The organism is Bradyrhizobium sp. USDA 4516 (assembly GCF_054055915.1).
Genome location: NZ_JBSRXT010000001.1, coordinates 1,707,324 through 1,734,265, shown reverse-complemented (window position 1 = coordinate 1,734,265; position 26,942 = coordinate 1,707,324). Strand labels below are relative to the sequence as shown.

The window sequence follows — 26,942 nt, the reverse complement described above, 5'->3', positions numbered from 1 at the left end:
CCCTGGGGATTCCCACAGAGCCTGCCCAAGGATAGAGAGAGGCCGCGATCCGCGCGACCACGAAGGAAGACCATGAACGCCAATCTGCGGAATTTCGCCCTCTGGGTCATCATTGTCCTGCTGTTGCTGGCGTTGTTCACGCTTTTCCAGAATCCTGGCCAGCGCTCGTCGTCCTCGGATATCTCGTTCTCGCAGCTTCTCACTGAGGTCGATCAGGGCCATGTCCGCGACGTCGTGATCCAGGGGCCGGAGATTCACGGCACCTTCAACAACGGCACGAGCTTCCAGACCTACGCGCCGAGCGATCCGACGCTCGTGAAGCGCCTCTTTGACGCCAAGGTGCAGATCACCGCGAAGGCGCCCGGCGACAACGTGCCGTGGTTCGTCTCGCTGCTCGTCTCCTGGTTGCCGTTCATCGCGCTGATCGGCGTGTGGATCTTCCTGTCGCGGCAGATGCAGGGCGGCGCCGGCAAGGCGATGGGCTTTGGCAAGTCGCGCGCCAAGATGCTGACCGAGGCCCATGGCCGCGTCACCTTCGAGGACGTCGCTGGTGTCGACGAGGCCAAGCAGGACCTGCAGGAGATCGTCGAATTCCTCCGCGACCCCGGCAAATTCCAGCGGCTCGGCGGACGGATTCCGCGCGGCGTGTTGCTGGTCGGCCCTCCCGGTACCGGCAAGACGCTGATCGCGCGCGCGGTCGCGGGCGAAGCCAACGTGCCGTTCTTCACCATCTCCGGTTCTGACTTCGTCGAGATGTTCGTCGGCGTCGGCGCGAGCCGCGTCCGCGACATGTTCGAGCAGGCCAAGAAGAACGCGCCCTGCATCATCTTCATCGACGAAATCGACGCGGTCGGCCGTCATCGCGGCGCCGGCCTCGGCGGCGGCAACGACGAGCGCGAGCAGACGCTGAACCAGCTGCTGGTCGAGATGGACGGCTTCGAGGCCAATGAGGGCGTGATCCTGATCGCGGCGACCAACCGTCCCGACGTGCTCGATCCCGCGCTGCTGCGTCCCGGCCGCTTCGACCGCCAGGTCGTGGTGCCGAACCCGGACGTCGTCGGCCGCGAGCAGATCCTCAAGGTTCACGTCCGCAAGGTGCCGCTGGCGCCGGATATCAACCTCAAGACCATCGCGCGCGGCACCCCGGGCTTCTCGGGCGCCGACCTGATGAACCTCGTCAACGAGGCTGCGCTGACCGCCGCCCGCCGCAACAAGCGGATGGTGACGCAGGCCGAGTTCGAAGAGGCCAAGGACAAGGTGATGATGGGCGCCGAGCGCAAGTCGCTCGTGATGACCGAGGAAGAGAAGCTGCTGACGGCCTATCACGAGGGCGGCCACGCCATCGTCGGCCTCAACGTCGTCGCGACCGATCCGATCCACAAGGCGACCATCATTCCGCGCGGCCGTGCGCTGGGCATGGTGATGCAGCTGCCCGAGCGCGACAAGCTGTCGATGTCGCTCGAGCAGATGACTTCGCGCCTTGCCATCATGATGGGTGGCCGCGTCGCCGAAGAGTTGATCTTCGGCCGCGAGAAGGTGACCTCGGGTGCTGCCTCCGACATCGAGCAGGCGACCCGCCTTGCCCGCATGATGGTGACGCGCTGGGGCCTCTCGGAAGAGCTCGGCACCGTCTCCTACGGCGAGAACCAGGACGAGGTGTTCCTCGGCATGTCGGTCTCGCGCACGCAGAACGCGTCCGAGGCGACCGTGCAGAAGATCGACTCCGAGATCAGGCGTCTGGTCGAGGAAGGCTACAACGAGGCGACCAAGATCCTCACCGAGAAGCGCGAGGACCTCGAGGCGCTCGCCAAGGGCCTGCTCGAGTTCGAGACGTTGACCGGCGACGAGATCATCGACCTCTTGAAGGGCAAGAAGCCCAATCGCGAGTCGGTGCTGGAGCCGTCGACGCCGCGCGCATCCGCCGTGCCGCCGGCCGGCAAGCCGCGCCCGCGTCCCGATCCGGACACCGGCATGGAGCCGCAGCCGCAGGCGTAAGCCTCGCCCGCGATGGCCGGCACGTCCGGCAAACCAGTTGTGCAAAAGCTCGGCCTCAAGCCGGGCTTTTGTATTTTTGTCGACGGGTTGTCCGTTCCCTACGGCGACGTTGTCGGCGAGCTGCCCGCCGATGTGCTGGTGGCGAAGACCGCACGGGCACCGCTCGATGTCGTGCACCTGTTCGCCGCCAAGGCCGAGGGGCTTGCGGCCAGGCTGCGGCGTTATCGTCAGGCGATCGCCCCTGACGGCATGATCTGGGTGTCGTGGCCGAAGAAGAGTTCGCGCGTCGCGACCGACCTTACGGAGAGACAGGTCCGCGAAACCGGCCTCGCGAACGGCCTGGTCGACGTCAAGGTTTGTGCGGTCGATGACGTCTGGTCGGGACTGAAATTCGTGATCCCGGTCAAGGACCGCGGCAAGCGCTGAGATCGCGCCTTTCGAATATCCGTGGCCTCCGCTGCAACGCCGTGGCATCCTCGCGCCCAGCCGTCAAACGGCACGGCCGCGTTGTCTGAAGGCGCGGCAAGAAAAAGGGGAGGGGAGGCCGATGCGCAATGCATTCGGCGCGCTTGGCGCCATTTCGTTCCTGCTGCTGCCCACGTCTTCTCTCGCCGCCGAGATGCGCGGCGTCACATCAACCGAAATCAGGATCGGCCAGACCATGCCCTATAGCGGGCCGGTGTCGGCGTTCGGCGCGCTCGGCAAGGGCGAAGCCGGCTATTTCAGGATGCTGAACGATCGCGGCGGCATCAATGGCCGCAAGATCAACTTCATCTCGCTGGACGATTCCTACGCGCCGCCGAAGACGGTGGAGCAGACGCGCCGCCTCGTCGAGAGCGACGAGGTCGCGCTGATCTTCTCCTCGATCGGCACCGCGCACAACACCGCGATCGCAAAGTACCTGCAGGGCAAGAACATCCCGCAGCTGTTCCTGGCCTCCGGCGCCTCGAAATTCGGCGACGTCACGCAATTCCCGCAGGCGACGATGGGCGTGCAGGCGCCGTTCCGCTACGAGGCACGGCTCTATGCGCGCTATGCGCTGGCGAAGAATCCGAATGCAAGGTTCGCCGTCATCTCGCAGAACGACGACTACGGCCGCGACTATCTCGCCGGCCTCAAGGACGTGCTCGGCGAGAAGTATGAGTCTCTGGTCACGGTTGCGACCTATGAGATCACGGACCCGACGATCGACTCCCAGATCGTCAAGCTGAAGGCCACCAATGCCGACGTCTTCGTGATCGCGGCGACGCCGAAATTCGCGGCGCAGTCGATCCGCAAGGCCTTTGAGATCGGCTGGCGGCCGATGACTTTCCTGTCCAACACAGCGGTGTGGATCTCGACCGTGATGCAGCCTGCCGGCCTCGAGGCCGGCACCGGCATCATCTCCACGGCCTATGTGAAGGATCCGGACGACCCGGCATGGAGCGACGATCCCGGCATGAAGGGCTGGCGCGAGTTCATGACCAGATACGTGCCGGACGGCGACCAGCACGACACCAACTACGTCAACGCCTACAACAGCGCGATGGCGCTGGAGGCGGTGCTGAAGGCCTGCGGCGACGATCTCTCGACCGAGAACATCCTGCGTCAGGCATTCGCGATCAAGGGCCTGGAATTGCCGATGTTGCTGCCGGGCATCAAGGTCAACACCTCGCCGGCCGACCACGTGCCGGTCGATCAGATGCAACTGATGCGCTTCAACGGCAAGACCTGGGATCGCTTCGGCGAGCTTCAGACAGGGAATTGAGGGTGGGGCTGATCGCGCTTGAACTGTGAGCGCCGGGGATCAAACCCGTCATCCTGAGGAGCCGCGCAGCGGCGTCTCGAAGGATCGACGGCCCGACTGGTGGCCGATTCATCCTTCGAGGCTCGCCCGGCGGCGCAATTGCGCCGCAAGGCTCGCACCTCAGGATGACGGGACGACGATGCGATTTTGGACTTGTGCGGCGTCGGTTAGTTCGTGCTCTGACCCGCCGCCGCCGCGCCGGCCTTCGTCTCGTCCGAGCGCACATGGATCACGGCGATGTCGTCCTTGTACAGCCGCTTCCAGCCCTTCAGGTGATCCAGCGCGTTGCCGGCGGGCGAGTCCGAGCTCAGCAGCGTGGCATCGATCCGGTATTTGTCGAGCAGGCCCAGCAGCCGGCCGACGTCGCGGGCGTCGAGCGCATCGTAATAGTCGAGCACGAATTGCTCGCCATAGAGCTCGGCGCGGCCGTCGATGAACACCTTCATGTCGCGGCTGACCATGTAGCCGCCGAACGGCGCGGTGCTGAACACGCGTTGCGCCTTGTGCTGCTGCAGCACGTCGACCGCGGCAACGGGCGAGAACATCGGGAGGAATTTGAACTGATGCTGCGCGACGAACATCGCCGTCGTCACCCACGCGCCGATCACCATCGCGATCACAGCCAGGATCGTGACGACGGGAAATGCGCGCGCTTCTTCGAAGCGGGCGGCGGTGGCGCCTGCCGTTCCCCATTGCTCGGCGATCGGCTTGGCGAGCACCAGCGGAGCGATGAACGCGAATACCTCGATGTTGCGGACATGGCTCAGCGCCATCCAGATCAGCCCGAGCAGCAGCAGGATCCGCGGCACCGACAGCGTCAGCCTGCGATAGCAGATCAGGCCGATCAGGCCGAGCAGCGTGGCTTCGAAGAAGCTGGGCTTGCTGAAATCCGCCGGCTTCCATTCCCCGATCAGCGTCAGCAATTTGCCGAGGCTGAGGATCTTGGTCGCGCCCAGCAGGCTGTTCCAGCCATAGGGCGTCAGGCAGCTCGCGGCCAGCGCGGCGAGGCCGAACAGGCCCCATCGCACGACAAGCTGGCGGCGGCGGCCGGGCTCCGCGTTCCACACCGCCTCCAGTCCGATCGGTCCGATCAGCGCCAGCCCGAGAACGAAGCCGCCATGCAGATTGGCCCACAGCGTCATCAGCGGCAGCAGCCACCATGACGGTGAGGTGCGGCGATCCGCGGCCGCGAGCAGGCCGCCGATGAACGCCAGCAACACCGGCAGCGCCAGCACATGCGGCCGCGCCAGAAAGTGGATCGTCGACAACAGCAGCGCCAGCGCCGCGATCAGAAGCGCGCGCGCCGGATCGAAATACGGGCTCAACAGATGCAGGAAGATCGCGACCGTCGCGCCGATCGCCATCGACGACAGGATCACCGGTCCGGCCCAATCGCCGCCGTATACGAGCGCGTACACCACCTGCGACAGCCACGAGCTCGAGATCCAGGGCTCGCCGAAACGGGTGAACGAGAACACGTCCGATGTCGGCATCGCGCCGTGTTCGAGGATCCACTGTCCGACCCGGATCTGCCACATCGTGTCGGAATCGCGCAGCAGGATTTCGCCGGCCGAGAGATAAAACAGATAGGCGCCCACGGCGGCGCACAGCGGCACCAGTCCTCGCGCCGCGCTACGGCTGCTCACGCTGCTGGTGATGGAGAGTGACATGCGCTTTCTTGCTTGTTTCGGCCGGGGGCATCCAGAGCCAACGCCACGCGTGATGCTGGCGCGCACTCGACCACGGCTTCCGATAAATTCGGGTAAATGCCGCGGCGATATCGCGAGTGTGCGCAAGATCAGATGTCTCGATTTCGAGCGATCACCTTAGCCGGCGATTTACCATCGCGGCCCTGAACCGGTCGGGGAGAGGCCCGAAGCACCGCCGGCTCAATCAGAGGTGGTACCAGAGGTTGCAAAAAAATCCTTACAATTCCAGCTTGTCAACCAGTCTGAATAGTTGTTCACTTCTTCAGGCGATTGCGGGATCAATCGCTCAAAACGTTGAAGACTCGTGTGTTCTGCCGGTGGGCGCCGGCCGGGGCGCACGGCGGGGGGACGGAACGCCATGGTTTACCGGCGAACTCATCAGGTCGTGAAACGGCTGGCCGCGCGGCGCAGCGCCATCCTGTCGGCTGCGCGGGACGCGGCGGCGGCGGGCGGCATGGCGGCGGTCCAGATCGCACCCGTCGCGGTGCGGGCCAATGTCGCGGCGGGAACAGTCTACCGCTATTTCCCGTCGAAGGCCGAGCTGATCTCGGAATTGATCACGGAAGTCTCGCGCGACGAGCTCACGGCGATCCGGCGTGCCGCCGATGCCGCGCCGGGGCCGTCATCGGCGCTTGCCGCCGCGGTGACGACGATCGCGGTCCACGTGCTGTCGCAGCGCAAGCTCGCCTGGGGCATTTTGGCCGAGCCGGTCGACGTCGACGTCACCGCCTCGCGCCTCGCCAGCCGCCGCGATATTTCCGGCGAGCTTGCCATGCGCATCGATGCCGCGGTGCGCGCCGGGCACCTGCCGGCGCAGGACACGGCGCTGGCCGCCACCGCCTTGCTCGGCGCGCTGCACGAAGCGCTGGTCGGCCCGCTGGCGCCGGCCAATCTCGACGATCCGATCAAGCTGCGTGACGCGGTGCAGACCGTGACGCTGCTAGCGCTGCGCGCGGTCGGCGTGATGGACGCACGCGCGCGTGGCCTCGTGGTGCAGGCGACGACTCCGGCGAAGGCGCTGGTCGGCGCCTGAGTCCAGGATGAGGCCAAAGCGCGCGAAGAACACTTCTGTCGCATTGGCGTTGTAGTTTTGCGGGCTGGGTTCAACCAATCTCACGGAGCAACCCATGACGACAACCCATGGCTCGGCCAAATGGCAGGGCGGCATCAAGGACGGCAAGGGCGCGATCTCGACCAAGAGCGGCGCGCTCTCGGATTACCCCTACGGCTTCGCCAGCCGTTTCGAGGGCAAACCGGGTTCGAACCCGGAGGAGCTGATCGGCGCGGCGCATGCCGCCTGCTTCACGATGGCGCTGTCGTTGATCCTGGGAGAAGCCAAGCTCACGGCGGAGCATATGGAGACCAAGGCCGATGTGACCCTGGAGAAGGTTGCCGACGGCTTCGCCATCACCGCGGTGCATCTGACGCTGTCGGCGAAGATCCCGGGCGCCGACAACGCGACGTTCCAGGAACTGGCCGGCAAGGCGAAGGCCGGATGTCCGGTGTCGAAGCTGCTCAACACCAAGATCACGCTCGACGCGTCATTGCAGGGCTGATCGCGGCGCGGCGGGTTAGAGCGTTTTCGAGCGAAATAGGCACCGGTACGCGTGAAGAAAACGCGCCAAACAGGAATCTAGAGCTGCGCGTCGCCCTTCGGGCCGACCGAGGCGATACGCAGCATGTTGGTGGTGCCGGGGGCGCGGAGCGGCACGCCGGCGACGATGATGACGCGCTGGCCGGCCTTGGCAAAACCGTCGCGGAACGCAATCGAGCCGGCGCGGTCGACCATGTCGTCGAGATCGTGGGCGTCCTCGGCGACCACGCAATGGACGCCCCACACCACCGACAGCTTGCGGCCGGTGACGAGGTTCGGCGTGATCGCGACCACCGGCACCTTAGGCCGCTCGCGCGCCACCCGGATCGCGGTCGAGCCTGATGACGTCCAGCAGATGATCGCCGACAGGTCGAGCGTCTCGGCGATCTGCCGCGCGGCGTCGGCAATGGCGTCACCCACCGTCGCTTCGGGATCGACGCGCTGCGCGTTGATCACGTTGCGATAGGTCGGGTCGCGCTCGACCTCCTCGCCGATGCGGTTCATGGTGGAGACTGCCTCCACCGGGAATTTGCCGGCGGCGGATTCCGCCGACAGCATGATGGCGTCGGCGCCTTCGTAGACGGCGGTGGCGACGTCGGAGACTTCGGCGCGCGTCGGCACCGGCGCCTGGATCATCGATTCCAGCATCTGGGTTGCGACCACCACCGGCCTGCCGGCGCGGCGCGCCATCCGGATCATCTGCTTCTGCAGGCTCGGTACCCGTTCCAGCGGCAGTTCGACGCCGAGATCGCCGCGCGCCACCATCAGCGCGTCCGACGCTTCGATGATGTCGGCAAGGCGGTCGATCGCCTGCGGCTTCTCGATCTTGGCCATCACGGCGGCGCGGCCGCGGATCATCTTCTTGGCCTCGATCACGTCCTCGGCGCGCTGCACGAAGGACAGCGCGACCCAGTCGATCCCCTCCGGCAGCGCGGCTTCCAGGTCGGCGCGGTCCTTTGCGGTCATCGCCGACACCGGCAGATCGGTATCGGGCAGGCTGACGCCCTTGCGGTCCGACATCTTGCCGCCGATCACGACGCGCGTGACCGCGCGCTCGGGCGAGGTTTCCTCGGCGATCAGCCGCACCTTGCCGTCGTCGAGCAACAGCGCATGGCCCGGGCGGAGCGCCGCGAGGATCTCCGGATGCGGAAGCTGGACGCGGCTGTTGTCGCCCGGCGTCTTGTCGGAATCCAGAATGAAGCTCTGGCCGTTCTTGAGCTGGGTCGCGCCTTCCGCGAACGAGCCAAGCCGCAGCTTCGGCCCTTGCAGGTCGACCAGGATGCCGATCGGCCGGCCGTAGCTCGATTCGACATTGCGGATGGTCTTGACCAGCTCCCGCATCTTGTCATGCGGGGTATGGCTCATGTTGATGCGGAAGACGTCGGCGCCCGCCTCGAACAGCTTGCGGATCATCGCGCTGTCTGAGGAGGCCGGGCCGAGCGTTGCGAGGATCTTGATTCGACGCAGTCGTCTCATGGTTTGTTTCCGGGTGGTGCGGCTGGCGGCAGACCAGACGCGCCCGGCGGCGCTGCGCCCGGCGGCGGGTTGGGCAGGCCCGGCATCGCCCCGGGACTTCCTGGACCCACGCCGCCCGGCATTCCCGGTACTTTCTGCGGCTGTTGTTCGTTGGCTTCGGTCAGCTGGACGGTCCATGCACGCTGCTCGCCGGTGTCGACCTCGAAGAAGCCGGTGCGGTCGAACCCGCGCGCCAGGCAATTTTCGGTGCCCTTGATGGTGAATTCCTTGTCGCGCGAGCACATGAAGGCCTGGCCGGACCATTCGCCGCCGCGATCATAGTCGAGAGCGTAGATGTAGTAGTAGCGCGCCACAAGGTTGCCGCGCAGCAAGGTCTCGCAGGTGCGCGACGACACATTCCACCAGCCCTCGGTGGTCCAGCCCTCGGCGTCCTTGTAGCCGAGCGCGATGCCGACGCGGCTCGAGGTGTTGTTGCAGAGCCGGAAATCGGCCGCCGCCGGGCTCGTCCACAGGCAGGCCGCGACCAGCGCCAGCACCGGCAGGAGGCCGGCCAACGTCAGACGGATATTGCGGGGAGCTGAGGCAAGGGAATCTGTTGGGCTCATGCAGCGAAGCTATATCAAATCATGGACGATTTCGCGTGCCCGGCCGGCACTGTCAACGGGCGGGCGCCCGTCTGCGACGCTGTCGGACCATGGCCGGGGTGGCCGGACCGGTCCGTTTTGCGCGCCGATATGGCAAAATCTGTGACAATTCCCGATTGCCAAAAACATCATAGCGATATTGTGTCCTTGGGCCGCTGGCGGGCTGCTGCTTGATTGTCCCGCCGGTCAGGAGGCCGCCCCGCCCCGGGCGGCTTTTCTGTGCGTAGCCGCTAGGCGCCCCGGTAAATCGCCTTTTCGTGCGATCCCGGCGCCGGCCCGGCCGAGAGACCGGCTCGCTGATTTACCCGCGCTCAGTGACGCTCACAGCGGATCGGGCCGGGACCCGCGACCGGGGATAGCCGCCGCGGATGGAAAAGGGGCGGGCCAGGGCGGGCCGGAAAAAGCGGCAGGCCCACAAAAACCGACCACCAACGGTAGGCTCGCGCCGCTGCGACCCGCGAGGGATTGATAATTTGCTAGCCGCCGATCGCGGCGCTTTGATCGCGGCATGCCACCCCGCCGTTACACGAAATGGTCAGGTCGCTACCCGCCGGGCAGCCCCGCTCAATGGCTCGCAGACGGCCATGTTACCTGCAACATCCAGTGCCACGGGTGCAGCCGCTTGGTCGATGTCCGGCTCGACGCCCTACCGCAGGACTGGCCATGGTCGCGGGTCGGCTGGTGCCTCGTCTGCAAGGAATGCGGCGCTGCGGGCGCGGTGAACATCGTGCCGAACTGGCATGACATGACGGGCCAAGGGGTGCCATTCTCGGCCGGATGGAATAAGCGCTGATCACGCCCAACAGCAAAAGAGCAGCCGAGATGGCACTTAGTGACGCATGCTTTGATTTTCTGCAAGCGACAGCGGAGGCAGCAGAAGCGCTGGCGGAGGGTGTCCACCGCTACTCGGCACCTGACTATCCGATCCCCTATGGCAACGAGATCGACGCCCTTCGGCGCGCGTGTTTGGCCCTTCGAGAAAGGCCGTACGATCCGGTGGCTGCTGCCGAACTGTTTCGCTTGGTTTCCAAGGTCATGGCCTTTCACGACGCTCCTCCGGACACGCCCGAGAGCGCTCATCGCGAAACCGAAATGAAGACGCTCATACGCTTGTTGGAAGAGCCGCTAGACAGTTCGGACAAGGCGGCGGTGCCGGCAGTAGTTAGCAACGTGGTAGCGGAAACGAAATTCACGGCAATGGCTGCCGAACGTCTCAAAGGCATGCTGTCGAAGCTGGGCAAATCCGCTTACGATGTTGCAATCAAGATCATTAGCGACATTGGTTCGGCGACTGTGAAGAAGATGCTGGGCCTCTGAATGTGCAATCTATACAGCGTCACCACCAACCAAGAGGCGATCCGCAACTTGTTTCGCGTGGTCAATCGCTACGTCGGCAATCTTGCGCCGATGACGGGTGTCTTTCCCGATTACCCTGCGCCGGTTGCCCGAAACGCGGACGCTGGGAGCGAGATGGTGCTGATGCGATGGGGTATGCCGCCACCACCGCGCACCGGCGGCCCGCCTGTGACCAACATCCGCAACACATCGTCACCGCACTGGCGCGGCTGGCTCAAGCCAGAGAACAGGTGTTTGGTCCCGGCCAACAGCTTCGCCGAGTACGCGCCCGAGCCGAACCCGGAGACCAAGAAAAAGGATGTGGTCTGGTTCGCGCTGAACGAGGACCGGCCGCTGTTCGCCTTCGCGGGCATCTGGACCGCGTTTAAGGGCGATCGCGGGACGAAGTCCAAACCGATCCCGGGGCCGCATCTGGTCTATGGCTTCCTGACGACGACGGCGAATGCGATCGTCGAGCCGATCCATCCGAAGGCTATGCCGGTGATCCTGACCACCGATGAAGAGCGCGACGTTTGGATGCGAGCGCCGTGGGACGAGGCGAAAGCCTTGCAGCGGCCGTTGCCCGACGACGCGCTAAGGGTCGTAATGCGCGGCGCCAACAAAGAGGATACGGCTACCGCATAGGGTCAGATCAATGGACTTTCAGCTTGGCAGCTTGAGGGCCGCGCAATCAGTTTGTCAGCAGTACTTTCTTCTTTCCGATCTCATCCATGATAATTAGGACGATACGTGTCGCCTGCTGCGGTGTCGCGCCCTCACCGTGCAACCCCAATAGCGATCCGTTCCAGTTGGCGTATTCTGCGCCAAATATCGGCAATTTCGCTCGATAACAATTCATCAAGGTGAGTGACGGCACCGCCCCACTTGCCAAAATTTGCGTCCATCAAACTTCGGCGCTGGTCGTGCTCATCTTCGGGTATGTCTACCTCTCCGTCCTCGTAGGCCAATCCTGATGTGTTCTGACGCATGATTGTAACCAAGTCGGCGACGCTGGATCGCACCGATTGCAGCGCAGCGATCGCGTCAAGTCGAGCTTGCTGCGTCGACGACGGCTCTGGATGACGATTGCTGTATCGCTGCATGTCACGCAGCGCCGCATCGCAAATCTCAATTTGCTCGAACGCTGCATTCGGCCAAGAGGCATAAATGTCATGTAGCGATCCATTGTCATACTCGAACAGAAGGCTCGGCAGACGGTAGAGACCGTCGCGCGCCAGTTTAACGCGATCACGTTCGGCTTCTAATGCTTCGGCGGACCTCACGATCATTGTGACTGCGGCTGCTGCCGACTGACGTCGCTGTTCACGCAACTGTCGATAAACAGGTGCGGCTGCAAAATAGGCTGCGGCAAGAGCCAGGAGAGCAGCCAAGAGGGTTTGCCATTTCTCCAACCCCACCCAAAACCTGTCGGCGAAGACCGGGCCGGCGACGCCAGTCCACGCCGCCAAGACGCAGGCGAGGATTAACATAGAAATTGAGAGAAAATCGCGTTGTGGCTCACGCATTGGACACTCTGGGGCTGATGGGGACTGATACACGCCAGATCGCATCAGGAGAAAACCGACCGGGCGCAAAGTCCTGTGGATAGGTCGGGCGGGGCTGGATAGCCTTTAGTCCCGCTGTCAGAGGCACGCAGCCTGTGGTAGAAGTGCTGGTTTGCCTCAGCCGCAGCTAATTTTCCCTGCCACGAACGCCGATGACAATTGACCATTTCGAATTCAAGTTCTACGCGGCCCTAGCTCGAAATGAACTGCTAAAGCGCCAAGGTACGGCCTTCCAAGACTTCTTCGTTGAGGTGGCCCATCACAGTTGGAGCCCCGATTTTGAAGGTCGGCGCCCGCAAGGTAGCGTGGGTGACAAGAAATGCGATGGTTACCGGCCCTCGAACGAGACGGTTTTCCAATGCTACGCGCCGCGACAGATGATGCCACGGCCGCTGTGTTCTAAGATCAGGGAAGACTACTTTGGGGCACTTCGCCACCGTCAGACTACGCCGATCAGGAAGTGGACGCTCGTACACAATGACCACGAGCAGTTGCCTACGGAAGCGCACGAACTCATCTTGAAGCTTCGGCGCCGGGTATCGCGCATCTCAATCGATGTTATGGGGCCTGAACATCTGCTCCAATTGATCATGGCGCTGCCGACTGAGCGTCTGATGTTGCTTTTCCCGAATGGTTTGTCCGGCAAGGACCTGCGCGCAATCAGCTATCGTGACATCGATGAACTGATCGGAAGTTTGGGTGGGTTAGAGCCCGACCCCGGGGGCGAACGACCGGATCCGCCATCGACTGAAAAAATTGCATACAATCGGTTCTCGGAGGAAGTCGCCTTGATCCTGAGAACCGGCTACATCGTTCAACGCAAGTTTTTCGACTACTTTGCAAGCACCTCGCGTTCCACCGTCGGAAACAGGCTCGCCGAAAAGTTCAAAAAGTTATATGCGGCCAGGGCGTCGGCCGGTGATGACGCGGATCAAATCTTTTGGGCCTTGGCTGAGGCAGTCGGAGGCTTGGCCACCGAAAAGCCTCGCCGCGCTGCAATCATTGGATTGATAGCCTACATGTTTCACAGCTGCGACATTTTTGAAAATCCTCCGATGCGGGTCACGTCGTGATTTTGCCCACTAAGCATCTGCCGTCGGATCGGGCGTTGTTGACTGTCGGCGCGCGCGTTCTAGCGTTGCTGGACGAACCTCGAACAGTTTCGTCGTTGTGGGATCGGATCAGGTTAAAGCGAGAGCTCCGTGATAACCGCGCCCCAATGTCCTATGACTGGTTCGTTCTGGCTCTCGATCTTCTATATTTGATGGGAGCCATCAATTTCCACGACGGCGTCGTTCAGAGATCGACGAAATGATCCACGAGATATGGAGCCCATCGAGGCCAACATTTAAGCGCCTGCGGTTCGGTAAGGGATTGAACATCGTTTCTGTCCGCCGTTCGGCTCAGGCTGGCCCGACCGCAAAGCGAAATGCAGCAGGAAAATCTAGTCTTATCGACATAATCCATTTCCTATTCGGTGGAAATCGCGAAGCTGGTTCGCCGTTGTCGGCACCGGAACTTTCGACCGATGCGTTTGAGATGATCTGCGACATTGGCGGGTCCAAAGTCGCCATCACGCGCTCATTAGAAAAGTCGCAGCGCGTTATCATAGAAGGCGATACGCGGCCGTGGCCTCGCGCCCCCGAGATTAACGATGAAACTGGCGAAGTCTCTGCGGCCATCGACGACTGGAATGACATCCTCGGTCGCGCGATGTTCAAACTTCCGCCGGCGGCCAACATTGGTAGCGGGGAGTTCCTAAGCTTCCGCGCCTGCTTTCCCTATTTTGCTCGGCGCCAACGGGTCAGTGGTTATGCCGACTGGCGTCGTCATTTCATTCAGCAACGCCCTGTGGCTTGGCAGGTTGCTCTCGCAACCCTCTTTGGATTGGATAGAGAAGGTCCGCTAGCATTATTCAGGATCAAGGAAGCCGATCGGCAAAAGGGTCAACTCGAGAAGCTGCTCAAGAGTGAGTTTTCGGCGGTTGCAATACCCTCCACAGCTCGCTTGCGGATCAACGTCCGCAAATTGCAACGCCAACTGTCCCGCCTTGAAGGTCAGCTTAATGGATACAAGGTGGTCGATCTCTACGATGACTTGGTCGCTGAGGCCAACACGTTGCAGCGGACAATCGACGAACAGACGAACGCCAACGTGTTAGATGACGAACTGGCGCGCGACATAGAGGCTGCGATGCAGTCAGAGCTACCGCCGGCGCTCCCCGATCTCGTCTCGTTGTATAAGGAAGCCAATGTCGTGCTCGGCTCCGAGATGCTAAAGCGATACGAGGAGGTCGAGGCATTTCACAGGGCCGTGGTTTCAAACCGACGTGATCACCTCCAAGCAGAGGCGCAAGACGCCCAGCGACGCTTAGCGGAACGGAAGCGTCACATTGTCGATATGAGCCTGCGTCGAAACGAGTTGTTGGAAACCATCAACAGCGGCGGCGCGCTGGCGCAGTATCGGAAATTGGACAATCAACTGGCGTCCATTCGATCAGAATTTCAGGCAACCCAAAGGCAGTTGGAGTTGGCTGAGAAGCTGGACACCATGCGATCCGATTTGAAGGTCCAGCGGGCCGAGGCTGAGCGTCGGATTTCACAGGATGTGACCGAGCGAAGACCTACCGTCGAGGAAGCGGCGCTTATTTTCGATGATATATCTCAGCGCCTATACGATCAGCCCGCAATCTTTGACATAGTGGCGGACAAGGACGGACTTAACTTCAAGATTGAGGCGCCCGAAATCGCGAGCGACGGCATCAAGCAGGTTCAGATTTTCACATTCGATCTCACTCTTGCAACCCTTTGCGCCCGCAGAGGAGCGTGGCCGGGCTTTCTCATTCACGACAGCCACATTTTCGACGGCGTCGATGGTCGGCAGATCGCAAAGGCTCTGCTTATTGCATCAGAGCGTGTCGCGGAACTCGGTGGTCAGTACATTGTCACGATGAACTCCGACGACCTTGAGAAGGCTGAGCGCGAGGGAGGCGTTTCGTTTGCCAAGTACATCGTTGAACCGGAACTGGATGACAGCCCGACCGGCTGCCTGTTCGGCTTTAGATTTGCCACTGCCGACGATCCGCAGGATCGGCCCATAGCGATCAGTGACGACCGACCTCCACCAGCAATTGGTTTTTCATCCGCAGACGACGACTAGATTGCCAAAGGTACTTTGGGGCCTGCCCTCGAAAAGCGGGTACGCGGCACGGCCGGGTTCCCGCGTATTTGGGGACAAAGTTTTCCGATTTTGCTGCGCCGGGTTATCGTTGCGACTTCCGTAGGATAGCGCGATGAGCGATTTGGAACTGGTATGGCGATCATGGCGGGCGCTTTCGCGACCTGACCGGCGGCGTTTCATCGAGATGTTGCGGTCGCATTGCGCCGAGGAGCGCGCGGCGGTGCTCCGGCGGAACGGTGGCGCCGGCTATGGCGCGAAGGCGGCTAGCCTCGCCGAACTGGCGCTGGGCGAGGCCGACTTCCAACGATTTCGGCCATAAATGGGCACCGGTGCGGTGTAAATCACCGGCCCGGTCTCCTACAGCGGCCAGCCGGGAAAACACATGGGCTGCAATTTACGGCGCGGGTAGCGAAGGCTGGAATACCCGTAGGATTACGGCCTCCGGTCCGTTGGCACAAACTGCACTTTTAGCGTGCAAAGTTCCGGGCATAAGCTGTCGCAGTTCCCATGGGTGGAGGTGTGCTATGGCCGAGGTCTTCATTCGTGTGAGCATTGTCCTGTTCGGACTGACCCCGATCGCGATAGTCGCAATCGCTGTGTTTATCTGAGCGAACGAACCTGGCCCGACCGCTCCACCCGGGCCGGTAGATGGCCCCAGCGCCTGCCTCCCATGGCCCCCAAAGGGTGCTGGGGCCCGCTAAATAAAGAGGCCGCCCGAGTTGGCGGCCTTTTCATTCAAACGTCTTACCGGGCCGAGGCCCGATCCGGGCGCGCAAATGTCAGCTTTTGGCGGCCATGCGAAAGGCCCACGATACGCAGTGCAAGGAGCCGCAAGTCACTTCTGTCTCCGCACGGTCGATCCGGCGCGCACACCTGAGGGCGTTTCGCCGAAGCGCCGGCGGAACGAGCGATTGAAATTAGAAAGATCACCAAAGCCCACTGCAAACGCGATATCGATGATGGCCGAATGCAGATGGTGCGGGTCAGTCAGCATCGCGAAGGCACGCTCAAGCCGGCATCCAGCAAGGTGCTCGGTGAACGACTTTCCGGTCCCCTCGTCGAGCAATTTCTGCACGTATCGCCGCGACATGCCGATCGCCCCCACGGCCTTATTCAGATCGAAATTGGGATCGCTGTAGCGTCTCGCGATCTCCGCCAGGATCGCCTGTAGGTTTGCTGCCTTCACGCTGCGCTCCGTAACGATGTCTGCTGCTTGGTCGGTCGGCCCGAGCGTCGCAGCGACAAGATCGAGGAGATGTACGCTGACGGTGGCGGCCAGTTGTGATGACGGAGGTTCTTTGAAGGATGCGAGCGACCGCAGGTAGCGGTTGAGAAGTCTCAGCGCCGGTCCGGAACGCACTGGCCGACCGGATAGGTCTTCCGGGTTGGCAACAAGAGACCTGAGGGCGGCAGCCTGCACGGTCACGAAGGTGACGCTGCCGCCACGCGGTCCCAATACTCGCAGCGGCCTTCCCCGATCGACCAAACACGCGGAGCCGACGTCATGGGTATACTCTCGGCCAGCGTTTGCAAATTGGACCGGTCCAGCCTCGACGAGGTTCAGTCCAAATTGTTCACAGCTATCCTTGAGGTGGTGCTTGTGACGAATAAACTCGACCGGCGTCGTGACAAGGCGACAAACGCCAACCGCGCCGAGCGATAAGTAGGTGATGTCGATACGCGGGCGGCCACCGCTGTGGTCTATCACGTCCAAGGCGAGGTTCAGCCGCGCAAACTCCTCACGGAGCGTCGAGAGGCGCGCGCGCTCCGGCAGCATCTCGGTCGACCACCGCAAAAGGCGAGATGACGTTGGCATTTCGACCTCCCGTTTTGGGAGCAGCTCCTCAAGCAATCATATCGGGCGGTGCTTCGCTACTGTGTGAAATGGCTTACAAAGGGGGAAGCCGGCTGCGCGACATTCCGCTGTCGGAGGCACAGCGGACATCGTGAGCGGCTTGTGGTGCTCCCGGCGGATGGGTGCATAGGAGCCCATCCGCCGGTGCGCGCGGCCGTCGGACCATGCGAACGACTGCGTGCTCAAGGCCCGATCGTGCGAGCAAGACCAGCTTCACCAACGCCCTCCCGGGTGGCCGGCGGCGGCGCGGTGACCCACTCGATTTGCAAGATCGCCAGCGGGCTGCAATCGACCCGGTGATCGGCGGGGACGCCCTGCTTCTTCGCGAGATTGATCAACGCGACTTCTTCGCGCGCGGTCGCCAGCATGTCCCGCTCGATTTCGATCTCCCTCTCGCGGCGCTGCTCGGCCGTCAATGCCTCGTCATCGTCGGCGCACTCGTCGATCTCGCGATCGAGCGCGGCGATCAGCGCATCACGATGCAGCCACGCGAACAAGGCTAGCGTGTCGGGCATCTGGGCAAAGCCGACGGCACCGGGGCTGTTGTGAACATCGACGCGATGCTGCGCGGTCGGCCAACCGATCGATGAATTATGCTCAATGGCGGCGCTCGCGTTTGGCCGTCCGGTTTCGGCCAGAGCTTCGATATCGGCGCGCATCTTTTGCCGTGCGAGCGACGACGGCCAGGGCGAACATCGCGTCCGCTGCAAATCGGCTTGCAGTTCGCGCAACCTGCGGCGGCGGCCCTCAATCGCATCGAGGATATTTCCCTTGAACGGCGGCATCCCGACTTCGACCATCTGCGCGACAGTCCCGCGTGGCCTGTCGGAAATCGCCGTCTCGATGCTGCGAAGCAGTTCGCCGAGGCGCTGGCTTTCCACAGTTCGCGTCGCCTGCGCGTCAAGCAACCGGCCGAGATCGGCGCGCTTCTGGTCCAGCCGCCTTTGCTCAGTGACCACACGAATGTCGGTGTCATCGAGATCGGCGCCGCCTGCGCCGCGCGGCCGTTGCAGTTCGGCGATGCGAGCCTCGATCCCGAAAATATCGGCGCGCACCGCTTGCTCGCTCGCGAAGTTTTCACGATACAGCGCGCTGCACTCTTCGGCGCGAAGCTTCATCTGCTCAACCCGCTCGCGCGCTGCTGGCGGCAAAACGTCGAGCGCATCGCCGGAGCCGATCGTCATCATCACGCCGAGCGCGCTGCCGGCGTTGCCAGCGGGCGACGGTGCGCGCGCCTCATTCCTGAAACCAAAAATCTGGTGCTGATTGTGCGCCATGGCGTACCCTCACTCGATGATCGACGGCATGATCGATACGCCGCTTCGTTTGCAGCGAAAACGGGTAGCTCGCTCCAAAGATCGGGCGCGCTCGAAACGTCGAAAGGTGACCCGCACGTCAGATGAAGAAATTCTCCCCGCGAATGGGGTGAATTTCGCCCGGGAAGGCCGATCCACCGGCCGATCCATTGCCGCTGTCGCCCGCCATGGAGCAGCTACGACGAGCGCAAGATATTATTGATCAACCACGCGCTCGGTGCACGCCCGCCGCGCATTTTTAGGGCGATCCAGATCAGTTGCCGCTTCCGATCGCGGTGCCTGCATGTTTCGTCGGCCTTCGTCCTGACCCATTCCGACGTGCTGTAACGGCTGAGCGCACTGGCGATCTCACCGGCTACCGCCCACCGGCTTCGGCCGTGATAGAACGCCGTCAACTCGCGGATCGCGGCGTCGCTCGCCCGGAGCGCCGCCTTCGTTTCCGGGCTGCGTTCGCCCGGCCGGGTGCGCAGCGCGTCACGAAGTTCGGCGAGATCGTCCGCCGTGAGCGAGTTGAGATCGAGCCGAGCCGTCATGGCCCTATAGCCCGTCGTCAGGAGCGCCGTCGTAGGCAATTTGCGTAACGCGGCGCTGCGCGAAGTCGCCGCGCGCGAGCCGCAGGCGCACCTCCTTGACGTGATCCGGCAATCGCAGCAGCGCGCCGACATGCCACAGATTGATCTCGTCGATAGCATCGAGCATTTCGGAGATGGACGGCCTGAATTTCGCGGTGCGCCGCAGATTGCGGAATGCGATTGCCAGCCGCAGGCGCAAGACAGGCGGATCAGTCGTCGCGATCTCGGCCGCCGCAATCTCGATAAAGTCCCCCAAATCGATGTCCTTCACGCCAAAGGCCAGCAGCAGCACGCCGATTTGCTGCTTGATCTCGGCGGCCGTCGGACGAACGTAGGCGGGTTTCAGACCGGCGAGCAGCCGCTGGTACTCCGGGTTCTCAAGCATTTCTTCGGCCTCGGCGAGCGTCTGCCGGACGTAGCTCTCCGAATTGCGTCCGGGCGGGTCCGTCAGGATGTTCCACAGACTGTTACTCAGCGAGGATGGCTCGCCCTTCGCGAACCGGCTCTGCGCCGCGACGATCATCTCGACCCCGACCGCTGCGCGGCGATTGCGCGCGCCGCCTGCGTCGGACTTGCGAACGATCTCATTCATGTTCCGTCTCCTCGTCAGAATTGCCGAGCAGGCCGCATTGCCGCTTGATCCGCTCGGCGGGTGTTTCGGGACGTGCGGCCGGCTCGTCGAGCCAGCATTTCCCGTTTAGCCATGTGGCCGGATGCTTGGTGAAGCGCTCGGGTTCGCCGGTGCGTGCGGCGGCATATCGCTGTGCGCCCGCTAGCAGTTCGGCCGACGTTGCCGCGCCGCTGCTGACAATCCGCTGGTAGGCCTTCTCGGCCTGTCCGCGTGCGACGTGTCGCGGATAGGTGCGATAGAACTCGTCGAAGCCCTCGGCGTGCTGCTCGCCGTTGACGCGAAGCTGGCTCCCGCGCGGTTTCCCTGAGTGATCGCTCTCGTCAACGCCATTGCGGTGATCACTCTCGCGCGCACGCGCGTATTGGGTAGTTCCCTTGGGTAGTTCTATGGGTAGTTCATTGGGTAGTTCTTGTGCGGACGCTGTACGTCCGGGTTTCTGTCGCGCCGCGTCCGGGTTTCTGCCACGCGCGTCCGGGTTTACTGACCGCGCGCGTCCGGGTTTCTGATCAGATACCCGGACGCTATTGGCGTCCGGGTTTTGGTCGGAAAGGTGGACGCTATTGCCGTCCGGGTTTTCAGCGCCATTACCTGACGCGCGCGTCGGGTTTTTCAGGATCGGCCTGTAGGAGTTCGGCTTGGCGCGGCCGCCCGAGCCAACGACATCGAGATGCCCTCGGGCGACAAGACTGGTCACGTTCCGGCGCACCGTGCGGTCGGTGATCCCGAGCGCATTCGCGATGGTCTCTTGCCTCGGCCATGCGTCACCGGTGCGCTGGCCGACGTGCTGCGCCAGGATCACTGCAACATTGAGCGCCAGCGGCGGCAATGAACGATCGACGGCGACCTGCCGCAGCCAGAGAAACAGGCCGCGCATATACCCGGCCTTGTTACCGATTTCGTCGGTCTCAGCGCGCGCCATGCCGCTCAAGTCAGCTTCGGCCATGGAGAGCGATGCCGATAGGTTTGGGCGAACACGCCCTCAAACAGCGCATCACCACACGGCTCGATTTGATAGTGCACGATAACCTGCTTGGCAGTCTCGGCGGGGACGTGCGTCCCGTCGGAGAGGTCCCAGCTTGGATCGCCATTGCGCCCAAGAGTGAGTTGCAAGTTCACACCATGCCGCATGGCGGCGAGAACTGCATCGACGGCGCGCTGACGTGACGGAAGCTTCTTCATTTTCATAGTCCGATACTTCCCTTGGCCCTTGCGGGGCTTCGGCGACCGGGCCTAAATTGTTGGGACTTAGCGAGCCCGATCCATCCGGTCGGAAAATCAAAGTTGGCGCCGCTGCTGCTTCTTACAGAGCAGAGCGGCGTCGTTGCATTGGGTTTGCGCGGCTAAGCGAACCCAAGACGAATGCGCTCGCTGTCAGGGATGAGCGGGATGCCGTTGTAGTCGATGACCTTGAGCGCGCCGCTGCGGATCGCTCGCCAAGTGGTCACGCGGCTGGTGCCAGTCATCCGGCTCCATTCGGAAATGCGATAGCCCAGGCGCGGCGAGCGCGGTGGCTCGTCATGGTAGGTGAGGGGATTGGTTGCGGTCGTCATGTGATCTTTCTTCGGTTACTGATCGTGCCGAAGAAAGTCCGCTAGTTGCTACTGAGATAGAAGGTTAAACGTTTAAGGCGTTTTGACCCCGCGCTTAACCAGTCTCGCTCGCCCGCTTTATCCGTGCCCGTCGCGCTTGCTCAAAACGATCCTTAGCTGGCGGGACAATTCCGACAACGCGGTGCAGTGCTTTGACCGTGGTCATGAGTGGTTGGTATTTGCCGAAGTCTCGCGCGCCAATTCCAAACTTGTCTAGCAGATCGAAAAGCGGTTCCCACAGGAACTCACGCTCGGGCGATCTCTGACCCGCCGGCTGGCGGTAAATGATCCGATAGCGCTTCGGATCACGCAACCTTTGCACTCCGAGCAGAGCATCTCTCAGCGGTTGAGTGGGGCCGATCCTCTCTCGCGTTCTGCGTTCCTTCGGCGAGACTGCGTTAATCATTGACCAGTGTATCGCTGGGTGGAGCATCGCGGCTTGCTGCCATGCTTCCAGCGCTTTCTCAAAGTGAGCTTCAACTTGAGCAAGCAGCTTGTCGGCATGCTCAAATTTCATTGGTAGCCCTTTCGTTGTCGCCCCCGAGTACCGGATCGCCATCCAGTCGACGGCCATCACGATCTGTTCAATGTCCGAGCGGCTGCGAGGACCGAAGGCTTTCAGAACGTCGGCAACGTGCTGAGAGTTTTCGATCGTGATGTAGGGCGACAACGTCACGCCGCCCACGATTGCAAGTCTGGACCTGAACTCATCCGCGCCACGACCTGTGTCGTCCGAAGTTCCCCGTTCGTGTTTGCTGGGCAAGTCATAGGCCATCCCGGCAATTTGGGCGCGCCGTAGCGTTACCGCTAGGCCCGTCGGGAAACATCTAGCTACGAGCCGGGGATGGAGGGCCGAAGGTTAAACCCCCGGGGGAATTCCGCCGATCGACTAACCTTCCGGTCCTACGTGAAGCAGGGCGATATTGGTCCGGCCGACGCCGGAGCGGCATAGCCCCGATCGAAAAAGCGTCGACAGGGTCGGCGCTTAGCCTCCCCATTGTTCTATCACGAAATCTCCCGCAAGACCTCGGGCTCAGTGATGCGTAGTTCCAAAGGGATCATCCGGCCACTTGATCCTTCCGATCCCCGAAGCCTCGACCACCCGAGCCACGAAAAGCAATGGCTCGAATTGGCGGCAGAGCTAGGGCGGATGGCAGCGGACGAAGATTGGGATCGATTGCACAACCGAACCAGCGGGCGAGAAGATGGGAAAGCAAAAGGCGGCGGTCATTTACGCAAGGTTTTCTAGCGATTTGCAACGAGACAAATCGATCGACGATCAGGTTACGCTTTGCGAGCAAATTGCGCGGCGAGAGGGATACAGGATCATCGAGGTGTTCAGTGATCGCGCCAAGTCCGGCGCGAGCATGTTCGAGCGCGATGGTCTGCTCGCGTTGATGACCGCCGCGAAGAAGCGCGCCTTTGATGCCGTAATTTCCGAGAGCCTTTCGCGCCTGTCGCGCGATCCGGAGGATACCGCCGCGATCTTCAAGCGGCTCAAATTCAACGACATCACGATCTTTGACCAGAACGGTGCGGTCACCGACGTCCACGCCACCGTCGGCGGCCTCGTCAATTCGATGTTTTTGAAAAATCTGGCCGACAATGTTCGCCGCCATCACAGTGGCCGCGCCCGCGAAGGAAAATTCCCCGGCGCGCTCACCTATGGTTATCGGTGCATTCCTGGCAAACCGGGAGAGCGCGAGATAGACGAGACGCAGGCCGCGATCGTGCGGCGCATCTTCGCCGAGTATGCGGACGGCAAACCCGCGCGCCAGATCGCAGCCGATCTCACTCGCGAGGGCATCCCCTCACCGGGCGGCGGCAAGCACTGGAACCACCAAACTTTCGTCGGCGGCATGAAGGGGCGGCGGGGAATGCTCGGAAACAAGCTCTACGCCGGCACGATTGTTTGGAATTCGAACCGGACTATCCGCAATCCCGAAACCGGAAAGCGGACGCAGCGGAAGGCAAATCCGGACGATCAAATCGTCACGAGCGCCCCGCATCTGCGGATCATCGACGAAGCGACATGGGATCGCGTTCACGCGCTTTGCGATCAGCGCGCCAGCAAGTTTGGACATGATCGGCGGGCAGGGGTGCGGCGCGGCCAATACAAGGACCATCTCCTGTCCGGTATGCTTTGCTGCGGCGCTTGCGGCGGCAATATGCGGGTCTATCAGGTGACGGCCAAGGGCGGCGGCCGGGTGGCATGCGCCGCCGCAATCCAGAAGAGCACATGCACACACCGCAAGAGCTACTACCTTTCCGGCTTGGAGGCGGCGGTGCTGGACGGCATGAAAGCCAATCTCGCAAATCCGAAGGCCTTGATCGAATATACCCGGGCCTATCACGCGCGGTGGGCCGAGCGGCAGCGGGAGATTTCGACGGATCGGGCAACAGCCCAAAAACAGCTTAACAAGCTGACGGTACGGATTGACCGCTACGTGACCGCGATCGGCGAAAGCGACGAGCCCGTCAAGGCGATGATGGAGCGGCTTAACAAACTGGAAGCGGAGAGGGCGGCGTTGGAGGCAAGGCTGGATGCGACGGCGGCCGAGGGCAACGTCATTGCCCTACATCCGACGGCCATCGACAAGCTCGCCTCAAATGTTGAGGCCATGCACGCCGCCTTGAGCGAGGCGGCACGGATCGGCGCCGACCCGACCAAAGCCGCCCGGTATCGGAGCGCCTTCCGGAGCTTGTTTGATCGGTTTTTGGTCCAGCCTACCCCGCGCCGGCATGCCTATGAGGTTACGCCAATGGCCCGGCTTTCGGTGATTTTGGGTGTTGATCTATTCCCCAAGACCCGAAGCGTCAAAGAAATGTTGGCGGAACAGGGGGTTAATATGCCGCTTGTGGCAAATGTGACAATTCCCACCTGATATCAATATGGTGAGCGCGACACACGGGATCACGATCATGAGCATTGACGACAAAACCAGAACGGAACTCGAGGCCGCGGTCTTCCGGCGTCTCGTCAGTCACCTGCGCAACCGCGCCGATGTGCAAAACATCGACCTGATGAACCTCGCCGGCTTCTGCCGCAACTGCCTGTCCAACTGGATGAAGGAAGAGGCCGACGCCAAGGGCCTTGCCGTGAGCAAGGACGAGAGCCGTGAGGCGGTCTACGGTATGCCGTATGAGGAATGGAAGGCGAAGTATCAGGGCAGCGCGACGCCGGAGCAACTCGCGGCGATGAAGAAAGCCCAAAGCGGGCATTAAGCCGAGCAACGTCATTCCGGGATGGTGCGTTAGCACCAGACCTCAGGTGCGCAATTGCGCATCGGGGAATCCCGAGATTCCGGGTTCGATGCTGCCGCATCGCCCCGGAATGACGTTTATACCTGAAAGACCAGCATCTCCTGTGGGCGCGCTGTGGATGAGCGCGATGTTTCCTTGACGGAACGCGCGCCAAAATCGAGGGTCGCCCGCAGCAAGCGGTGCGCAAGGCGCGTATTCGCGTAACATTTCAATGCCTGTTCAGGAGTGCGCGATGGCCACCACGTCTGCCGCCGTCAAGGAAGAGTCCGCAACGCGATTTGCCAAAGACCAGCTCAAGTCCATCATCGAGCGCATCGAGCGGCTGGAAGAAGAGAAGAAGACGATCTCGGACGACATCCGCGACGTCTATGCCGAGAGCAAGGGCAACGGCTTCGACGTCAAGGCGCTGCGCGCCATCATCCGTCTGCGCAAGCAGGATCCGAACGAGCGCCAGGAGCAGGAGACCATCCTGGAGACCTACATGCAGGCGCTGGGGATGCTCTGAGGCGGCCAGCGGCCACCCCTGCTGGCGTTTGCCAAGGCGCTCCAAGCCCCCCAAGGCTCAGGTCGATGCTCCTGGAAGGCCTCCTGTCGAGGCTTGGGTGAAATCACGGGATTTGCTACACTGGCGGTGAGGTAACCGGGCAGATCGTTCAGATGGACGTGCCAGGACCAGAGCGCCGGCTCGCTGCGGTCCTCGCCGCCGACATGGTCGGCTATAGCCGCCTGATGGAGGCTGACGAGACGGGCACCCTTGCGCGCCTCAAAACCCATCGCATCGAGCTGATCGATCCGGCCATCGCCAAGAATCGCGGCCGCATCATCAAGACCACCGGCGACGGCCTGCTGGTCGAATTCCACAGCGTCGTCGATGCGGTGCTGTGCGCGGCCGAGGTCCAGAGCCGGATGGCGAAGCGCAACGCCGACGTCGCGCCGGCGCGGTGGATGCAGTTTCGCATCGGCATCAATCTTGGCGACGTGATCGTTGACGGCGCCGATATCTTCGGCGACGGCGTCAACGTCGCGTCCCGTCTGGAGACGCTGGCCGAGCCCGGCGGCATTTGCATTTCCGGCGCGGTGCGCGATCAGGTCGGCGATCGCCTGGAAGATCTGAGCTTCGAGGATCTCGGCGACCAGACCGTCAAGAATATCGCGCGCCCGATCCGGGTTTTTCGCGTTCATCTCGAATCCGGTGCCAGGCCCGTTCCGGAGCACCCGAGTGCGGTGGCCGCCCCTGTCGTCGCCAAGAAGCCCTCCATCGCCGTGCTGCCGCTCGTCAACATGAGCGGCGATCCCGAGCAGGAATTCTTCGCCGACGGGCTCACCGAGGACATCATCACCGAGCTGTCGCGCTTCCACGATCTGCTGGTGATCTCGCGCAACTCGAGCTTCGTGTACAAGGGCAAGGCCGTGAAGGTGCAGGACGTCGCGAAGGAATTCGCCGTCGACTATGTGCTGGAAGGCAGCGTGCGGAAGGCGGGCGGCCGGATCCGCGTCACCGTGCAGCTGATCGACGCCGTGGCCGACCGGCACGTTTGGGCCGAACGCTACGACCGCGAGCTTGCCGACATCTTCGCGATCCAGGACGAGATGACGCGCGCGATCGTGGCGACCTTGCCGGGGCGCGTCGAGGCTGCCGCGCATGACCGCGTCAAGCGCAAGCCGACCGACAACATGGCGGCCTACGAGTGCGTGCTTGCCGCCAAGGTGCTGCATCATCGCTCGGCACGGGACGACAACGCGGAGGCGCAGCGCCTGCTCGAGCGGGCCATCGTGCTTGACCCAAACTATGCCCATGCTCACGCCTGGCGGGCCTGCGTGCTCGGCCAGACCTGGGTCTACAACTGGTGCACCGACCGCGACGCGACCATGGCGCAGGTCGCCGCAGAGCTCGAGATCGCGCTCAAGCTCGACGACAATGACAGTGACGTGCACCGGATCCTCGCCGCGCTGAACCTTAACCGCGACGACCACGACAAGGCGGCCTTCCACCAGGAGCGCGCGCTCGCGCTGAACCCGAACTACGACCTCGTGGTCGTGCAGCAGGGCGAGCTCCTGACCTGGCTCGGGCGGCCCGAGGAGGGCATCGACTGGATCAAGCGGGCGATGCGCCTCAATCCGTTCCATCCGGAGCGCTTCTGGAGCCATCTCGGCCGGGCCTGCTATTGCGCCGAGAAATACGCCGACGCCGTCGAGGCGTTCTCGCGCATCACGCGCCCCGACCACACCCATCATGCCTTCCTCGCGGCGACCTTCGCGCAGATGGGCAACACGGTGGCGGCCTCTGCCCACGCCGCCGAGGTGCTGAAGCGCGAGCCGACCTTCTCGGTTGCCGCGCATCTGACAACCCAGCGCTACAAGTATGAGCCCGATCGGGCACGCTACGAGGCCGGCCTGCTCAAGGCAGGGCTGCCGGCCTGAAGGGGCGGAA

General features: G+C 62.6%; 27 protein-coding genes. 15 read left to right on the top strand and 12 right to left on the bottom strand.

Annotated elements, in window-relative coordinates:
- Positions 1-72 precede the first annotated feature (72 nt).
- From ftsH to ACVI1L_RS08215, 3 genes are all read left to right on the top strand, one after another.
- On the top strand, positions 73-1,995 hold the full coding sequence (gene ftsH, locus ACVI1L_RS08225) for an ATP-dependent zinc metalloprotease FtsH (RefSeq protein WP_057018122.1): 1,923 nt from the start codon (positions 73-75) through the stop codon (positions 1,993-1,995).
- Between the two features lie 39 nt (positions 1,996-2,034).
- A complete protein-coding gene (locus ACVI1L_RS08220) occupies positions 2,035-2,421 on the top strand; it encodes a DUF3052 domain-containing protein (protein WP_456782655.1) in 387 nt (128 codons plus the stop codon).
- A gap of 121 nt (positions 2,422-2,542) precedes the next feature.
- Positions 2,543-3,742 (top strand): ABC transporter substrate-binding protein, encoded by a 1,200-nt coding sequence (locus ACVI1L_RS08215; RefSeq protein ID WP_456782654.1) that lies wholly within the window; start codon positions 2,543-2,545, stop codon positions 3,740-3,742.
- Positions 3,743-3,948: 206 nt separating this feature from the next.
- Here ACVI1L_RS08215 and ACVI1L_RS08210 read toward each other — a convergent pair whose 3' ends face one another.
- Complete coding sequence (locus ACVI1L_RS08210) at positions 3,949-5,451, bottom strand: hypothetical protein (RefSeq protein ID WP_456782653.1); 1,503 nt, start codon at positions 5,449-5,451, stop codon at positions 3,949-3,951.
- 397 nt (positions 5,452-5,848) lie between these two features.
- Here ACVI1L_RS08210 and ACVI1L_RS08205 point away from each other — a divergent pair, with 397 nt between their 5' ends.
- Entirely contained in the window at positions 5,849-6,523 is a 675-nt protein-coding gene (locus ACVI1L_RS08205) for a TetR/AcrR family transcriptional regulator (RefSeq protein ID WP_026191806.1), read from the top strand.
- A gap of 94 nt (positions 6,524-6,617) precedes the next feature.
- Positions 6,618-7,046: an OsmC family protein gene (locus tag ACVI1L_RS08200; protein WP_016841620.1), complete on the top strand. Its 429-nt coding sequence runs from the start codon at positions 6,618-6,620 to the stop codon at positions 7,044-7,046.
- Positions 7,047-7,123: 77 nt separating this feature from the next.
- Here ACVI1L_RS08200 and pyk read toward each other — a convergent pair whose 3' ends face one another.
- Together pyk and ACVI1L_RS08190 are read right to left on the bottom strand one after the other, a co-directional pair.
- Positions 7,124-8,560: a pyruvate kinase gene (pyk, locus tag ACVI1L_RS08195; protein ID WP_076828028.1), complete on the bottom strand. Its 1,437-nt coding sequence runs from the start codon at positions 8,558-8,560 to the stop codon at positions 7,124-7,126.
- Complete coding sequence (locus ACVI1L_RS08190; RefSeq protein WP_038377731.1) at positions 8,557-9,165, bottom strand: DUF1036 domain-containing protein; 609 nt, start codon at positions 9,163-9,165, stop codon at positions 8,557-8,559. Before ACVI1L_RS08190 ends, pyk begins: the two co-directional genes overlap by 4 nt.
- Positions 9,166-10,026: 861 nt before the next feature.
- Here ACVI1L_RS08190 and ACVI1L_RS08185 point away from each other — a divergent pair.
- Together ACVI1L_RS08185 and ACVI1L_RS08180 are read left to right on the top strand one after the other, a co-directional pair.
- Positions 10,027-10,521: a DUF2321 domain-containing protein gene (locus ACVI1L_RS08185; protein WP_456782652.1), complete on the top strand. Its 495-nt coding sequence runs from the start codon at positions 10,027-10,029 to the stop codon at positions 10,519-10,521.
- The gene (locus ACVI1L_RS08180; protein WP_456782651.1) at positions 10,522-11,184 is read left to right on the top strand and encodes an SOS response-associated peptidase; all 663 of its coding nucleotides are present in this window, start codon (positions 10,522-10,524) and stop codon (positions 11,182-11,184) included. It abuts the gene before it with no gap.
- A gap of 131 nt (positions 11,185-11,315) precedes the next feature.
- On the opposite strand, the gene ACVI1L_RS08175 is transcribed toward ACVI1L_RS08180, so the two are convergent.
- Positions 11,316-12,065 (bottom strand): hypothetical protein, encoded by a 750-nt coding sequence (locus tag ACVI1L_RS08175; protein ID WP_456782650.1) that lies wholly within the window; start codon positions 12,063-12,065, stop codon positions 11,316-11,318.
- Positions 12,066-12,256: 191 nt separating this feature from the next.
- Between ACVI1L_RS08175 and ACVI1L_RS08170 the strand changes: the two genes are divergently transcribed.
- From ACVI1L_RS08170 to ACVI1L_RS08155, 4 genes are all read left to right on the top strand, one after another.
- Positions 12,257-13,177 (top strand): ABC-three component system protein, encoded by a 921-nt coding sequence (locus ACVI1L_RS08170; protein ID WP_456782649.1) that lies wholly within the window; start codon positions 12,257-12,259, stop codon positions 13,175-13,177.
- The gene (locus tag ACVI1L_RS08165) at positions 13,174-13,419 is read left to right on the top strand and encodes an ABC-three component system middle component 6 (protein ID WP_456782648.1); all 246 of its coding nucleotides are present in this window, start codon (positions 13,174-13,176) and stop codon (positions 13,417-13,419) included. Before ACVI1L_RS08170 ends, ACVI1L_RS08165 begins: the two co-directional genes overlap by 4 nt.
- Complete coding sequence (locus ACVI1L_RS08160) at positions 13,416-15,263, top strand: DUF2326 domain-containing protein (RefSeq protein ID WP_456782647.1); 1,848 nt, start codon at positions 13,416-13,418, stop codon at positions 15,261-15,263. Before ACVI1L_RS08165 ends, ACVI1L_RS08160 begins: the two co-directional genes overlap by 4 nt.
- 133 nt (positions 15,264-15,396) lie before the next feature.
- Entirely contained in the window at positions 15,397-15,603 is a 207-nt protein-coding gene (locus tag ACVI1L_RS08155; RefSeq protein WP_456782646.1) for a hypothetical protein, read from the top strand.
- A 516-nt stretch (positions 15,604-16,119) separates the two neighbouring features.
- On the opposite strand, the gene ACVI1L_RS08150 is transcribed toward ACVI1L_RS08155, so the two are convergent.
- The 8 genes from ACVI1L_RS08150 to ACVI1L_RS08115 all read right to left on the bottom strand — a co-directional run bounded on the left by ACVI1L_RS08150 (position 16,120) and on the right by ACVI1L_RS08115 (position 22,022).
- Complete coding sequence (locus tag ACVI1L_RS08150; RefSeq protein WP_456782645.1) at positions 16,120-17,100, bottom strand: AraC family transcriptional regulator; 981 nt, start codon at positions 17,098-17,100, stop codon at positions 16,120-16,122.
- Positions 17,101-17,321: 221 nt separating this feature from the next.
- Positions 17,322-18,416, bottom strand: a complete 1,095-nt coding sequence (locus tag ACVI1L_RS08145; protein ID WP_456782644.1) for a hypothetical protein — start codon at positions 18,414-18,416, stop codon at positions 17,322-17,324.
- Between the two features lie 215 nt (positions 18,417-18,631).
- The gene (locus tag ACVI1L_RS08140) at positions 18,632-18,988 is read right to left on the bottom strand and encodes a hypothetical protein (protein ID WP_456782643.1); all 357 of its coding nucleotides are present in this window, start codon (positions 18,986-18,988) and stop codon (positions 18,632-18,634) included.
- A 4-nt stretch (positions 18,989-18,992) separates the two neighbouring features.
- Positions 18,993-19,619: a hypothetical protein gene (locus ACVI1L_RS08135; RefSeq protein WP_456782642.1), complete on the bottom strand. Its 627-nt coding sequence runs from the start codon at positions 19,617-19,619 to the stop codon at positions 18,993-18,995.
- Positions 19,612-20,601, bottom strand: coding sequence for a helix-turn-helix domain-containing protein (locus ACVI1L_RS08130; RefSeq protein WP_456782641.1), 990 nt, complete (start codon positions 20,599-20,601; stop codon positions 19,612-19,614). The genes ACVI1L_RS08135 and ACVI1L_RS08130 overlap by 8 nt, the downstream gene beginning before the upstream one ends.
- The gene (locus tag ACVI1L_RS08125) at positions 20,583-20,837 is read right to left on the bottom strand and encodes a hypothetical protein (RefSeq protein WP_456782640.1); all 255 of its coding nucleotides are present in this window, start codon (positions 20,835-20,837) and stop codon (positions 20,583-20,585) included. Before ACVI1L_RS08125 ends, ACVI1L_RS08130 begins: the two co-directional genes overlap by 19 nt.
- A gap of 161 nt (positions 20,838-20,998) precedes the next feature.
- Positions 20,999-21,208: a hypothetical protein gene (locus tag ACVI1L_RS08120; RefSeq protein WP_456782639.1), complete on the bottom strand. Its 210-nt coding sequence runs from the start codon at positions 21,206-21,208 to the stop codon at positions 20,999-21,001.
- Between the two features lie 94 nt (positions 21,209-21,302).
- The gene (locus ACVI1L_RS08115) at positions 21,303-22,022 is read right to left on the bottom strand and encodes a hypothetical protein (RefSeq protein WP_456782638.1); all 720 of its coding nucleotides are present in this window, start codon (positions 22,020-22,022) and stop codon (positions 21,303-21,305) included.
- 430 nt (positions 22,023-22,452) lie between these two features.
- Here ACVI1L_RS08115 and ACVI1L_RS08110 point away from each other — a divergent pair, with 430 nt between their 5' ends.
- The 4 genes from ACVI1L_RS08110 (at position 22,453) to ACVI1L_RS08095 (ending at position 26,932) form a co-directional block, all read left to right on the top strand.
- On the top strand, positions 22,453-24,132 hold the full coding sequence (locus ACVI1L_RS08110; protein WP_456782637.1) for a recombinase family protein: 1,680 nt from the start codon (positions 22,453-22,455) through the stop codon (positions 24,130-24,132).
- 37 nt (positions 24,133-24,169) lie between these two features.
- On the top strand, positions 24,170-24,472 hold the full coding sequence (locus ACVI1L_RS08105) for a DUF1244 domain-containing protein (RefSeq protein WP_456782636.1): 303 nt from the start codon (positions 24,170-24,172) through the stop codon (positions 24,470-24,472).
- 271 nt (positions 24,473-24,743) lie between these two features.
- Positions 24,744-25,016, top strand: coding sequence for a DUF2312 domain-containing protein (locus ACVI1L_RS08100; RefSeq protein ID WP_456782635.1), 273 nt, complete (start codon positions 24,744-24,746; stop codon positions 25,014-25,016).
- Positions 25,017-25,168: 152 nt separating this feature from the next.
- Positions 25,169-26,932 carry an adenylate/guanylate cyclase domain-containing protein gene (locus tag ACVI1L_RS08095; RefSeq protein WP_076828030.1) on the top strand — a complete coding sequence of 588 codons (1,764 nt, stop codon included), beginning with the start codon at positions 25,169-25,171 and terminating at the stop codon, positions 26,930-26,932.
- Positions 26,933-26,942 lie beyond the last annotated feature (10 nt).

Excerpts from the sequence above, each read along its gene's own strand:
- ftsH (WP_057018122.1), top strand. The coding sequence starts at position 73 with ATGAACGCCAATCTGCGGAATTTCGCCCTCTGGGTCATCATTGTCCTG.
- ACVI1L_RS08215 (WP_456782654.1), top strand. The coding sequence starts at position 2,543 with ATGCGCAATGCATTCGGCGCGCTTGGCGCCATTTCGTTCCTGCTGCTG.
- ACVI1L_RS08210 (WP_456782653.1), bottom strand. The coding sequence starts at position 5,451 with ATGTCACTCTCCATCACCAGCAGCGTGAGCAGCCGTAGCGCGGCGCGA.
- ACVI1L_RS08205 (WP_026191806.1), top strand. The coding sequence starts at position 5,849 with ATGGTTTACCGGCGAACTCATCAGGTCGTGAAACGGCTGGCCGCGCGG.
- ACVI1L_RS08200 (WP_016841620.1), top strand. The coding sequence starts at position 6,618 with ATGACGACAACCCATGGCTCGGCCAAATGGCAGGGCGGCATCAAGGAC.
- pyk (WP_076828028.1), bottom strand. The coding sequence starts at position 8,560 with ATGAGACGACTGCGTCGAATCAAGATCCTCGCAACGCTCGGCCCGGCC.
- ACVI1L_RS08190 (WP_038377731.1), bottom strand. The coding sequence starts at position 9,165 with ATGAGCCCAACAGATTCCCTTGCCTCAGCTCCCCGCAATATCCGTCTG.
- ACVI1L_RS08185 (WP_456782652.1), top strand. The coding sequence starts at position 10,027 with ATGGCACTTAGTGACGCATGCTTTGATTTTCTGCAAGCGACAGCGGAG.
- ACVI1L_RS08180 (WP_456782651.1), top strand. The coding sequence starts at position 10,522 with ATGTGCAATCTATACAGCGTCACCACCAACCAAGAGGCGATCCGCAAC.
- ACVI1L_RS08175 (WP_456782650.1), bottom strand. The coding sequence starts at position 12,065 with ATGCGTGAGCCACAACGCGATTTTCTCTCAATTTCTATGTTAATCCTC.
- ACVI1L_RS08170 (WP_456782649.1), top strand. The coding sequence starts at position 12,257 with ATGACAATTGACCATTTCGAATTCAAGTTCTACGCGGCCCTAGCTCGA.
- ACVI1L_RS08160 (WP_456782647.1), top strand. The coding sequence starts at position 13,416 with ATGATCCACGAGATATGGAGCCCATCGAGGCCAACATTTAAGCGCCTG.
- ACVI1L_RS08155 (WP_456782646.1), top strand. The coding sequence starts at position 15,397 with ATGAGCGATTTGGAACTGGTATGGCGATCATGGCGGGCGCTTTCGCGA.
- ACVI1L_RS08150 (WP_456782645.1), bottom strand. The coding sequence starts at position 17,100 with ATGCCAACGTCATCTCGCCTTTTGCGGTGGTCGACCGAGATGCTGCCG.
- ACVI1L_RS08145 (WP_456782644.1), bottom strand. The coding sequence starts at position 18,416 with ATGGCGCACAATCAGCACCAGATTTTTGGTTTCAGGAATGAGGCGCGC.
- ACVI1L_RS08140 (WP_456782643.1), bottom strand. The coding sequence starts at position 18,988 with ATGACGGCTCGGCTCGATCTCAACTCGCTCACGGCGGACGATCTCGCC.
- ACVI1L_RS08135 (WP_456782642.1), bottom strand. The coding sequence starts at position 19,619 with ATGAATGAGATCGTTCGCAAGTCCGACGCAGGCGGCGCGCGCAATCGC.
- ACVI1L_RS08130 (WP_456782641.1), bottom strand. The coding sequence starts at position 20,601 with ATGGCCGAAGCTGACTTGAGCGGCATGGCGCGCGCTGAGACCGACGAA.
- ACVI1L_RS08125 (WP_456782640.1), bottom strand. The coding sequence starts at position 20,837 with ATGAAGAAGCTTCCGTCACGTCAGCGCGCCGTCGATGCAGTTCTCGCC.
- ACVI1L_RS08120 (WP_456782639.1), bottom strand. The coding sequence starts at position 21,208 with ATGACGACCGCAACCAATCCCCTCACCTACCATGACGAGCCACCGCGC.
- ACVI1L_RS08115 (WP_456782638.1), bottom strand. The coding sequence starts at position 22,022 with ATGGCCTATGACTTGCCCAGCAAACACGAACGGGGAACTTCGGACGAC.
- ACVI1L_RS08110 (WP_456782637.1), top strand. The coding sequence starts at position 22,453 with ATGGGAAAGCAAAAGGCGGCGGTCATTTACGCAAGGTTTTCTAGCGAT.
- ACVI1L_RS08105 (WP_456782636.1), top strand. The coding sequence starts at position 24,170 with ATGAGCATTGACGACAAAACCAGAACGGAACTCGAGGCCGCGGTCTTC.
- ACVI1L_RS08100 (WP_456782635.1), top strand. The coding sequence starts at position 24,744 with ATGGCCACCACGTCTGCCGCCGTCAAGGAAGAGTCCGCAACGCGATTT.
- ACVI1L_RS08095 (WP_076828030.1), top strand. The coding sequence starts at position 25,169 with ATGGACGTGCCAGGACCAGAGCGCCGGCTCGCTGCGGTCCTCGCCGCC.